General features: G+C 71.5%; 6 protein-coding genes. 3 read left to right on the top strand and 3 right to left on the bottom strand.

The window, feature by feature from the left end; genetic code table 11:
- Window positions 1-150 precede the first annotated feature (150 nt).
- Window positions 151-3,735: a S8 family serine peptidase gene (locus tag ACFV3E_RS45435; protein ID WP_500542256.1), complete on the bottom strand. Its 3,585-nt coding sequence runs from the start codon at window positions 3,733-3,735 to the stop codon at window positions 151-153.
- Window positions 3,736-4,323: 588 nt separating this feature from the next.
- Between ACFV3E_RS45435 and ACFV3E_RS45430 the strand changes: the two genes are divergently transcribed.
- Window positions 4,324-5,118: a nucleotidyltransferase domain-containing protein gene (locus tag ACFV3E_RS45430; RefSeq protein WP_500542254.1), complete on the top strand. Its 795-nt coding sequence runs from the start codon at window positions 4,324-4,326 to the stop codon at window positions 5,116-5,118.
- Window positions 5,119-5,369: 251 nt separating this feature from the next.
- Here ACFV3E_RS45430 and ACFV3E_RS45425 read toward each other — a convergent pair whose 3' ends face one another.
- Together ACFV3E_RS45425 and ACFV3E_RS45420 are read right to left on the bottom strand one after the other, a co-directional pair.
- Window positions 5,370-6,941, bottom strand: coding sequence for a hypothetical protein (locus ACFV3E_RS45425; RefSeq protein WP_500542252.1), 1,572 nt, complete (start codon window positions 6,939-6,941; stop codon window positions 5,370-5,372).
- Window positions 6,942-7,119: 178 nt separating this feature from the next.
- Complete coding sequence (locus ACFV3E_RS45420; RefSeq protein ID WP_500542250.1) at window positions 7,120-8,373, bottom strand: DUF418 domain-containing protein; 1,254 nt, start codon at window positions 8,371-8,373, stop codon at window positions 7,120-7,122.
- 402 nt (window positions 8,374-8,775) lie between these two features.
- Here ACFV3E_RS45420 and ACFV3E_RS45415 point away from each other — a divergent pair, with 402 nt between their 5' ends.
- Together ACFV3E_RS45415 and ACFV3E_RS45410 are read left to right on the top strand one after the other, a co-directional pair.
- Window positions 8,776-10,422, top strand: coding sequence for an alkaline phosphatase D family protein (locus tag ACFV3E_RS45415; RefSeq protein WP_500542248.1), 1,647 nt, complete (start codon window positions 8,776-8,778; stop codon window positions 10,420-10,422).
- A 188-nt stretch (window positions 10,423-10,610) separates the two neighbouring features.
- Complete coding sequence (locus tag ACFV3E_RS45410; protein ID WP_500542246.1) at window positions 10,611-11,222, top strand: hypothetical protein; 612 nt, start codon at window positions 10,611-10,613, stop codon at window positions 11,220-11,222.
- The last annotated feature ends 184 nt before the right edge of the window (window positions 11,223-11,406 follow it).

Here is an 11,406-nt window from a genome sequence, read left to right as displayed (position 1 = left end):
GGGGCCGCGGCCGGTGGGGGGGCCCCCGCCGGGCGGGGGCCCCACCGCCGGGGGGTGCGGCGGGGGGGGGGGGGGGGGGCGGGGGGGGGTGCCCCCCCCCGCGCCCCCCCCCCGGCCGCACCCGTGGCGGGTGCGGTGAGGGGCCGCGCCTCAGCGCAGGCCGAAGGCCCGGATCACCGTCTGGTGCACCGAGTTGCCCGCCGAGTCCTTGGCGGTCGCCCGCAGCGACACGAAGGACGCCTTGTCCGGGGCGTCCAGGCGGAACCGCCCGTCGCTGCCGCAGGCGGCCTTGTGCCAGGTCCGGCCGTCGTCGTACGACAGCTCCACGCCGACCGCGCCGAGCTTGCCGGCGAGGCTGGCGCCCGGCAGGTGGGCGGCGGTGACGGACAGGGTGTCGTGCCGCCCGGCGCGCCCTGCCGCGTCGGTGCCGATCCGGTAGTCGAGCTGCACCAGCGGCAGCACCACGGTGGCGGCATCGGTCGGCTGCGCCGACGTGAAGTCCCACTCGGTGCGCGTACGGGAGGAGTACGGGGTGTAGGCCACGTCCCGCTCACCCGTGACGACCAGCTTGTACGGCAGTTTGCCGCGGCTGGGGGCATCTCCCCAGACGTTCGTGAAGTTCCCCTGGCCCAGCTGGGTGGTGCCCTGGTACAGCGTCTGCTGCTGGGTCACGGCCGGGTCCTGGTTCCACCCGACGTGGTTGCCGCTGCCCCAGGCCGGGATGTCGATGTACAGGAGGCTGCCGTTGCGGGTGGGCGGCAGGTTGTTGAAGAAGGCGTCGTTCAGGAAGGGGCGCTGGATCGGCTTGAACCACTCCTCGGACTGCCTGCTGCCGGCCCGGTAGGCGGTTTTCGCTCCCTCCTCGAACCCGATGGACTCGGCGAACACCTCCTGGTGCCAGCGGACGCCGTCGGTTGACACCCAGTCGGTCCGCTTGCCGTTCGCGGGCTCCGGCATGATGGGGCCGGAGGACCAGTCGACGCCGTCGAGCCATTCGAAGCGGAACTCTGCGCCGGGAACGTCCGGCTTCGGGCTGGCGAAGGTGACGTCGATCCGGGCGAGGTTCTTCGTGTCGCCCTTGACCGTCATCGTCGACGGGATCTCGTTGTGCCAGGCGTGCGCGAGGTCGTACACGTACGGGCTCGCGGTCTCGGAGTCGACGGTGATCCTGGCCCCGCCGTCCACGGCCTGCCGGATGAGCTTCTCGCCGTCCTCGGTGCCGAGCAGGCCGACGTCGAGGGCGACGGGCCGCTGACCGAGCGGCGCGTAGGAGCGCATCGGGCGGCCGTAGCCGTTCTCCACGACCAGCATGAGTTTCGCGCCCGCGGCGATCGCGTTGGCCGCCTGGTCCATGTCGCTGACGTCGTCGCTGTGGCGGACCACCACGGCCTTGCCGCGCGCGTCGAGGTGGGCGTAGTCCTCGCTCGACCCCTGGCCGGCGAAGACCAGCGGCAGCTTGTAGGTGCCCCTGGCCAGCGGCGTGATGCCCTCCTGGCGCAGGATGCCGGTGAACTCGGTCGTGCGGGTGGAGACGGCCAGTGCCGGCTTCTCGGCGCGCCAACGGGCGGTCAGCCGGAAGTCCCCGTGGGTGACCTTGTGGGTGGTCGGCTGCGCCCAGATGCTGTCGTAGTACACGCTCTCGGCGGACAGACCCGACCTGACGCCGTTCATGACACGGTTGTAGCCCAGCTTCTGGAACGTCACGTCGCTGCGCTGCGGGGTCGTCATGTCGATGCGCTTGGCCTTGGAGGCGTCGAACGTGACGGTGGTGTCCCGGTCCACGAGCACGTCGGGGTCGCCGAGCAGCGCCAGGCCCCTGGAATGGGGGCCGTGGACGCCCGGGACCTCCTGGTAGGACAGGGCCGAGTACACGTCGTCGGGCACGAAGATCTCCACGGTGCCCGAGGGGCCGACGCCGACCGGGACGGGGTCCTTGCTGCCTGCCTTGATCAGCAAGGCCTCGCCGGACGTGGGATTGCCCTCGGAGTCCTTGAACGTCAGGGTCAGCTTGTGCATCGTCGCGAAGCCGAGGGAGACGGCGGTGTGCGCCACGGCCCCACCGTCCGTGTCCGTCGCGAGCACCTGGCCCGAGTAGTGCTCCTTGGCGGTGCCCGCCGAGCCGTCGATCGTCACCGTGACCTTGGTGGAGCCGTGCGCGGGGACGACCACCTGGGAGGCCGACAGGCGGAACATCCCGGACGGGGCGCCCGCCGCGTCGACGGACAGCGAGAGTGCGACCGGCGCGTCGGTGACGTTCGTGTACGTCACCGGGCGCTGGAGGGCGCCGCCCTTGTACTGGGCCGCGTAGGCGGTCGCCGAGGCGAAGACTCCGGCCCGCGCTGCCGCGGCGACGTCCAGCCGGCCGCTGCCGGCCTCGAAGGCGTCGTACGTCGGGGTCTGCCGGGAACTGCTGGCCAGCAGGTCCTTCAACTGGCCCCCGGTGAGGTCCGGATGGGCCGCGGCGAGCAGGGCGGCGGCGCCCGCGACGTGCGGTGTGGCCATGGAGGTGCCGCTCATGGACTGGTAGGCGCCCTGGTCGTTCCCGTCGAACTGGGAGTTGGCCGCCAGGATGTCGACTCCGGGCGCGGTGATCTCCGGCTTCAGCGCGCCGTCGATACGGGGGCCCCTGCTGGAGAACGAGGCGAGCGCGTCGGTGGAGTCGACCGCGCCCACGGTCAGCGCCGAGGTGGCCGCCCCCGGTGCGACGATGGTGTTCGGATCCTCCCCGTAGTTGCCGGCGGCGACCACGAACAGCGCGCCGGTCTGGGCGCTCAGCCGGTCGATGGCCTGGCTCATCGGGTCGGTTCCGTCGGACACCTGGCTGGTGCCGAGGCTCATGTTGATGATCTTGGCGTGCCGGTCGACGGCCGCCCACTCCATGCCGGCCAGGGCGTAGGAGATCTGTCCGCCGCCGTTGTTGTCCAGCACTTTGCCGATGCTCAGGCGGGCGCCCGGGGCGACGCCCTTCTCCTTGCCGCCGGAGGCCGCACCGGTTCCGGCGATGATGGACGCGACGTGGGTGCCGTGTCCGGCGTGGTCGTCGGTGTTCTCGTCCGGGACGAAGCTCTGGCGCGCCGCGATGCGGTCCGCCAGGTCCGGGTGGCCGGCGTCGACGCCGGTGTCCAGGACGGCGACGTCCACGCCCTGCCCGGTGTCGCCGCCCTGCCAGACCTGCGGGGCGCCGATCTGCGTGGTGCTGTCGGCGAGGTCGGCGTGGATGGGGGCGTCGAGCCAGATGTGCGAGATACCGCCGCCGAAGGACGGCTGGGCGTTCCGGGCCCGGGCGCCTTCGCTTACCGCCGCACCGGCCACGGACCTCCAGAAGTCGTCCGCGCGGGAGCGGTCCGCGGTCAGCGCGGCGCCCTGGATGCTGTCCAGGTTCCGCACCCGGGCCGCGCCCTCGGGGACGGCGGACGAGCGGCGTGCGGCGCCGGGCTGCGTGTAGGAGACGATCAGCGGCAGCCGGGCGCGGTGCGCGTCGTCGTATCCGTCCGCGATCAGGTCCGTGACGTTGAACAACTGCCGGTCCAGTGTGCCCTGGGCCAGGAAGGGCAGGGCGGACTCAGGGTAGACGTAGAGGTCGTCGCCCGACGTCATGATGCGGGTCCGCGCCGGCAGTCCGTCGGCACCGCGGACGGTGACGGTGCCCCCGGACTGTCCACCGCCCCGGGCGACCTGGCTGGTGGTCACGACGTCGCCGGTGATCAGTGTGACGGTGTGTTCGCCTGCGGGCACATGGTCCGCCGTGGATGCGGGTGGCGGAGTGGGAGTGTCGGAAGGGGCGGCTGCCTGAGCCGTGATCGGGCTCGTGAGGGCGAGTACCGAAGCGCCGGCGATGACCGGCACGCTCCAGCGTCTGTGGTGTCGCTTCAAGGGTGTCCCTGGTTGGGGTCCGGGCAGGGGACGATCGCCCCCTGCCGTCCAGGGGCGTCACACCGCAGCGGGTTGGCGCCACCTGGGCGACGTGATCATATGCACGTATGAATTCACTGTGAAGAGTGGTGCCTGCACATTGTGAAACTCGGGGCAACGATGCCTTGCGCGCGGCGGGCGCGCGGCCCTTCCGCCCGCCCCCGTCTGCGGCAGAAGTCGTCCCCGGGCAGGGCTGATGACGGCGGCGGCCGGGGTGAGCGCGGGCCTCATCCTTCGGCTGCCGCGCGGGAGGGTGATGGTGGAAACAGTGGTGACAGTGTGCCTCATCGTATTCGTGTCGGCGCGGGCGAGCGAGATCCGCCACCGGGGTGTCCGTGCCGCTATTTCCTTGGAGATCCGGTCCAACAGCCTGCTACGTTGCAAGACTTTGTCCCGATCGGAAGGAATGCCATGGACGTCCCCACCCTGCACAGCCGGTTCCTCGGCGATGTGCTTCCCCGGATCCAACAGGACGACCGTGTCAGTGGTGTTGCCGTCGCGGGGTCGATCGCCGGCGGGCGCCCTGACATCTACTCCGATGTCGACCTGATCGTGGTCGTCGACGACGAGGCGTTCGACTCGGTCATGGCGGAGCGTCTCACGCTGATCGGTTCCTGGGCCGCCCTCGTGGCCGGATTCACCGGGGAACACGTCGGCGAACCCCGTCTGGTCGTCACGCTCGTCGGTCCGCCCCTCCTCCATGTCGACTTCAAGTTCGTGCGGGGCTCCGACTTCGCCCACCGCACCGAGGACCCGGACATCCTGTGGGACCGCGACGGCGGCCTTGCCACCTCACTCGCGGAGCATCCGCCGACCACCCCGTCGTTCGACCTCCAGTGGATCGAGGACCGGTTCTGGACCTGGGTGCACTACGGCGCGACGAAACTCGGCCGCGGTGAACTGTTCGAAGTCATCGGCCTGCTCGGCTACCTGCGCGAGTCCGTGCTGGGCCCCCTGGCGGCTCTCCGGGTGGGTGCGACTCCCCGCGGCGTGCGCCACCTCGAATCCATCGCGCCGGACGAGGCGCGTGACCTCCGGGCAACCCTGTGCGGTCACGACCGGCAGGACGCCGGCCGGGCCCTCCTCGCCGGCGTCACGCTCTACACGCGGTGGCTCGATGACGCCGGAGCGGCGATCGAACGTCACCCTCACGCCGAGAAGTTCGCCGTGCGGTACCTCCGCGACGTTATCGACCAGGCGAGCTGAGCCGGTCGCCTCGGAGCGCACCGTTCGACGCAGTGCCGTGTCGAGGCCTGGCAGCGCGGTCGAAGCCCGCAGAACGACTCGGGAGCCGGTCGATCCTCCTGCGGCTCCGGGGAAGAGGGCGCCCGGCCTGAGACAGGCGCGGTGTGCCTGTGTGACATGCGGCGCCGCAGGCCACGTCCGTGCATGCGAAGCCACCGGCAACCCGGGCCGGGCGCGGTTGAGTACGGCCGGCCCGGGGTGCGTGCTCGCTGTCAGCTGACGGTGACCTTCACGGAAGGGCTCGTGGCGGCCGCGAAGCGAGTGGTGGCCACGGTCAGGAGCCGGTAGGTGAAGGTGCCCTTGGTCTTCTGGGTGAGGGAGAAGACGACCGATCCGGTGCTGGACTGGGTCTTGGAGGCGATCGTCGTCCATGCACCGTGGCGGTAGGTCTGCAGCTTCACGGGCGCGCCCTTCTCCTTGGAAGAGACCGCGCCGCTGAACTTCACAGCCTTGCCGTGCACGACCTTGGCGGCCGATGCCTTCAGCGCCACCTTGGGTGAGACCGACACCTTCAGTGCGGCGGAGACAGGCTTGGTGCCGTCAACGGCGACCAGCCGCAGGCTCTCGTTGGCGGCCGGCTTGGTCGTCAACGAGACGGCGCCGTCGCCGTCGGTCTTGCCCGTGTCCACGGTGGCCCAGGTGGTTCCGCCGGCCTTGCGTGCCTGCAGCGACACGGCACGGTAGGGGAGGGGGGCGCCCGTGCCCGCAGTGAGCAGCCCGGTCACGCGCAGGCTCTGGCCGAGGACGATCTTGTTGGGGGCGGTCGCGGTCAGGCGGTCGGCCTTGACGACCGCCCGGACGGACGCGGTACCGACCGCGCCGGTGCTGTCGATGACCGTCACCGTCACCGTGTGCGTGCCCACGGACCAGCGCGAGGTGTCGAGTCCGTTGCCCCAGCTGGTGCTGACGTGGGGGACTCCGCCGTTCTGCGTCTGGAGCGGGGAGAACGGGGCGTCTCCGTCGGCGTACGACAGGACGGTGGTGCCGTCGACCGCGACGTCCTCGTTGGTCAGCCAGACCTCGGGATGGCGTGGGTCACTCATGCGGTTCCAGCCGTAGGGCACCGCGGTGTCCCATGCGATGTCCATCGAGTCCGAGCCGCCGTAGGCCAGCACCGGGGTGTTCGTCCGGGCCGTCACCGTGGGGCCGGGGGTGGCGGTGACCATGAGCGACACCGGCTGCGAGCGGTAGCCGTCCTTGTCGACGGCGACGGCCTGCACCTCGGGCCGGTACGCCATGGCCGCGTACGTGGTGGTGAAGGTGTACGGCGCGGTGTCGTCGGTCGCGTTCGGCTTGTTCTGCTTGACGAACGGGCCGGCGTAGAAGTCGACGTGGTCGATCGCCGGACCGCCGGAGGCGGGCTGGGCGTCCACGCTGTACGTGGTGGCACCCCAAACGAGCGAGCGGGGCGTGGGGGCGGTGAACGCCGCGGCGGGGTTCGCGGTCCGCAGGCTGACCGTGCCGACGACGGTCTGCGCGGCCGCGCCGCCCGTCACATCGTCGGGGAGTTCGGTGGCGGTCACCGTGAGGGTGTTGACGCCGTCCGGCAGGATCCGGGTGTTCAGGGAGAAGTAGCCGGTCCCCACCGAGGTGACGGTCGCCGTGACGTAGCCGGCGGATCCGGCGCGCGTCGTGAACGTCGCCTTGCCCTGACCCGTCTCGAAGTGGAAGCCGGGATCGGCGACGGGCGTGAACCGCACCAGGACATCGCCGCGGTAGGCACCCGAGGGATCCTGGGTCTCGGGTGTGCCCAGAACCTGGTCGGGCCGCTCTTCGACTCTCACATCGCTGACCAGACCCGAACCGGACGGGTCATCAGCCAGCGCCGCGCCGGACGCCGTCGCCGATCGGACCGGCGGGGTCGCCCGCCCGCGGCAGCCGCTCGGCACCACCTGACCCCGGGGCGGTGTGCGGGGACGGCGCCGGACCGTCCCCGCACACCCGTCGTGGCCCCGCTGTCGCTCAGGTGATCAGCCGGGCCGGGGTGGTGGCCGCGTGCATGAGGACCTCCAGAGGCCCTCGCCGGAAGATCCGGGTCCAGGCCAAGGCAAGGACCATCGCGGCCGCGGCGAAGGAGAGCAGGACCGGTAGGGCGGCGGAGTCCGGCAGGTCGTCGACGCCCAGGGCCTTGATGGCGACGATGTGGCCGACGTACGCGGTCAGCGAGATCGAACCCACGGCGATCACGGGCGTGGCCGCCCACCGCACGCGCGCCGACCGTTCGACCACCGCCAGGCAGGTGGCCAGCACCAGGAGCGCGACCCCGGTGTTGCCGAGGATCGAGAAGGTCGTCTGGCTGTGCGGCGCGGCCACCAGCAACCAGGACGGCGTGTCGACGACCTGGTCCCCGTACGCCTGGGACAGCGCGTCCGACCACCAGGCCGAGGCGGTGGGAGCGCCGTCCGTGGCCGTGCTGATCGCGGCCCGCGCGCCGGGAGCCAGGTGCAGGGCCAGCCAGGAGCCGCCGTAGCCGAGCACGGCCAGTGCCGCCCCGCACCCGGCGACCTTCGCGTGCACCCCGGGCCGCCGCAGGTCGAGCCGGGCCACGGCCATCCCGGCGATGAGGAAGGACACCCACGTCAGCACCGGGTAGTCGCCGGTGACCAGCAGCTCCAGGAAACCGTCCGAGCCGGTCAGCCGGGCCAGCGGATCGTGTGCGATCACCGTGTCGCTCCAGCCGCCGTTGTCGACGGCGACCCGTAGGACGTACAGGACCTGTGGCAGCACGAGCGCGGTGGCCGCCGCGATCAGCGCCAGCGTGCGGGCCCGCAACCGGTACAGGGGCAGGACGAGGAGGAAGGCGAGCCCGTAGTAGGACAGGATCACGTCGATGGACGTGCCCAGGTCCGTCAGCAGGTACCCGAGGACGATCAGCAGGGCGGCCCGGATCAGCACCCGGCCCATGGCCTGCCGTCCCGCCCGGCCGGTACGCGGCTCCGGCCGGCCCGTGAGCAGGACCAGGGCGAACCCGGCGAGGAGGGCGAACAGCGCCGAGGACCGGCCCCGGGCCAGCTCCATCGCCCAGCCGAGCGGGCCGCCCACCGAGGGGTCGGGACCCACGTGCGCGGCGAACATCCCCAGGATGGCCAGACCTCGCGCCAGGTCGACGCCGATCAACCGCCCCGCCCCCGCGGGACGGAACGGGGAGCGGGCCGCCGGGACCTTCTTGTCGAGCGCCGGCGAATCCTCGGCCGCGACGGGTGCTGCGTGGGTCATGCGCCCCAGACTTGTGACGCCACCGGTCGCACGCCATCCGGCGGGTGTCGGGATTTCCCCCCGCCGAGTGGCTGGCCCGCGCCCCCTGCGCGCCCCGCCGCTGTGACGTTCCCGGCGGCCGGCGGCTCCCGGTGAACGAGGCCGTCCCTGAGGGCTCCGACGCCGCCCCGACCCCAGGGGCTCGGGGGTGTGCCGCGTCGGGCAACCCTCCGGGAATGGCCGTTCCGTGCGGGAACCGTGAAGGGCCGGCCCCGAGGTGACGGGGAGGACCAACGGTCACCGTCCAGCCATGTACGCGCCAACCATCCGGCAACTGCACGCCGCCCTGCACAACTGCAATGCCCTGGCACCACCAACCGGGCCTCACGGCCGTACTCCGCACGCCAGGGATTGCGCACCCGCATGCAGCCTTCCGCATCACCTTCTCCGTCCGGACACTCCGCCGAACTGCGTGACGCCGTACGCCGCTTGGACAGACGCCGCTTCCTGACCGTCACCGGGGCGGCGGCGACGCTGGCCTTCGCCGCGAACATCCCGCTCGGCGGCACCGCCGCGGCAGCCGAGGCGAGCGCCGTGCAGATCACCGAGAACCCCTTCACGCTGGGCGTGGCCTCGGGCGACCCGATGCCCGATTCGGTGCTCCTGTGGACCCGGCTCGCCCCCCGCCCCTACGAGACCGGCAGCGGCCTGCCCCAGAAGCGCTTCAAGGTCCGCTGGGAACTCGCCCACGACGAGCGCTTCACCCGCGTCACCAAGCGCGGCACCGTCGACGCGCACCCTGAGTACAACCACGCCGTGCACGTCGAGGTGGGCGGCCTGGACGCCGACCGCGTCCTCTACTACCGGTTCCGCGTGGGCCAGTGGGTCAGCCCCGTGGGCCGTACCCGCACCGCCCCGTCGAAGGGCGCCCGGCTCACCGAGCTGCGCCTCGCGGCGGTGTCCTGCCAGGCCTACCACGACGGCTACTTCACCGCCTACCGCCACCTGGCCGACGAGGACCTCGACGCGGTCTTCCACCTCGGCGACTACCTCTACGAGTACGCGGTCACCGCGACCGGGGGCGCCCGCGCCTACACCGACCGCGTCCTGCCCGAGATCTTCAACCGCGAGACCCTCACGCTGGACGACTACCGGCTCCGGTACGCCCTCTACAAGTCCGACCCCGACCTGATGGCGGCCCACGCGGCCCACGCCTTCGTCGTCACCTGGGACGACCACGAGACCGAGAACAACTACGCGGACGGCACCCCCGAGAACGACGTGCCCCCGGAGGAGTTCCTGCTGCGGCGGGCCTCCGCCTACCGCGCGTACTGGGAGAACCAGCCGCTGCGCCGCCAGCAGCTCCCGCACGGCCCCGACGCCCAGCTCTACCGGCGCCTGCAGTTCGGGCGGCTCGCCCAGTTCGACATCCTCGACACCCGCCAGTACCGCTCCGACCAGGCGTACGGCGACGGCTGGCAGGTCCCGGGCCCGGAGTCGCAGGACCCGGCCCGCACGATGACCGGCGCCACCCAGGAGCGCTGGCTCGTCGACGGCTGGCGCACCTCGAAGGCGACCTGGAACGTCGTCCCCCAGCAGGTCACCTTCGCCCAGCGCAAGGACCGCACGACACCGGACTTCAAGGTCTCCATGGACTCCTGGGACGGCTACCCCGCCTCCCGGCAGCGCCTCCTCGACGGCTGGGAGTCCGCGGGCCGGGACAACCTCGTCGTCCTCACCGGCGACGTCCACGTCCACTACGGCTTCGACATCAAGAAGGACTTCGACGACCCGGCCTCGAAGACCCTCGGCACCGAGATCGTCACCAGCTCGATCACCAGCGGCAAGGACGGCTCCGACAAGCCGTCCAACTGGGCCACCTACATGCAGGCCAACCCGCACCTGAAGTTCTACAACGGCCGCCGCGGCTACGCCGTGGTCACCCTCGGCAAGGACGCGGCGCGCGCCGACTTCAAGACGGTGTCCGCGGTGACCACGCCCGGCGCCCCCGTCACCACGGCCGCCTCCTTCGTCACCGAGGCCGGCGACCCGGGGCTCAAGCCCGCCTGATCCACCGACAGGCCGCGGTACGCAGCGGACCCCGGGGACGTTCCCCGGGGTCCCGTGCCGTTCGGCCCGGCCACCAGCATGCGGAAAAGTGACGGCATGGCGCTGACGTGCGAAGATCCGGCGTCAGGATTCGACCGACGGGGCCGATCGAGCGTTCGCCGGTGGTCGACGCGTCAAGGGAAGAGCGCATGCGGACCAGCACGATCAGCACCGGACGGACGGTCGCCGTCTCCATAGCGGCGATTCTCGCCACCGGATGCGGCGAAGGCGCCCCGACCGCCGCTTCCGCCCCCACCTCGCCGTCCTCCCCGGAGACGGTGCCCTTCGGCCAGAAGGCCGTGCTGCAGGACCTACGGGAAGCCGTCGAGGCCGCCGATCTGACGGTGAGCACCGTGGAGGCCGGGTTGGGCGTGCCGCAGGAGAATCTCGTTCGTGCCGACACCGACAAGGAACGCAAGGCCGCCGCTCTCGCCACCCGGCTGACCCCCTGCGCCGTCTTCTGGTCGCCCCCGCAAGAGCACTTCTCCCCGGATGACGCCGGTCCGGCCGACACGCGGCAGCAACTGGGCGTCGTGCTGTCCGCCCTGGCACAGCGAGGCTGGAAGGAGACCAGGCCGTCGGAAGAGGCCCCGCTCGGCGACGACGGCACCTACTTCATGGCGTCGTACAAGAAGGAAGGCTGGTTTCTCAACGCCCGGCACGCCCACGCGTCCGCACTCGACCACGTGACCGTTGTGGCCACGCAGGAGGCCTGCTTCGACCGGCTCACCGACGAGGAGAAAGCCCTGGTCGAGGACTAGGCCGTCTCTTTCGGTCACCTCGCGCTCCAGAAGTGAATGGCAGCGACGAGGAGCCCAGCGAGGTGGATGGTGGCGGTCTTGTCGTACCTGGTGGGTGCGCCACGAGGCGCCATGGAATCGAGTGAGGTGAGAGACCTTCACCGCCGGGTTGTCGCAGCAATCCGGTCGAAACTGGGGGCAGTTC

The organism is Streptomyces sp. NPDC059718 (genome assembly GCF_042733315.1).
Taxonomy (GTDB): domain Bacteria; phylum Actinomycetota; class Actinomycetes; order Streptomycetales; family Streptomycetaceae; genus Actinacidiphila.
Note: the sequence above shows the minus strand (reverse complement) of the source record. Positions and strands in the feature narration are given on the sequence as shown.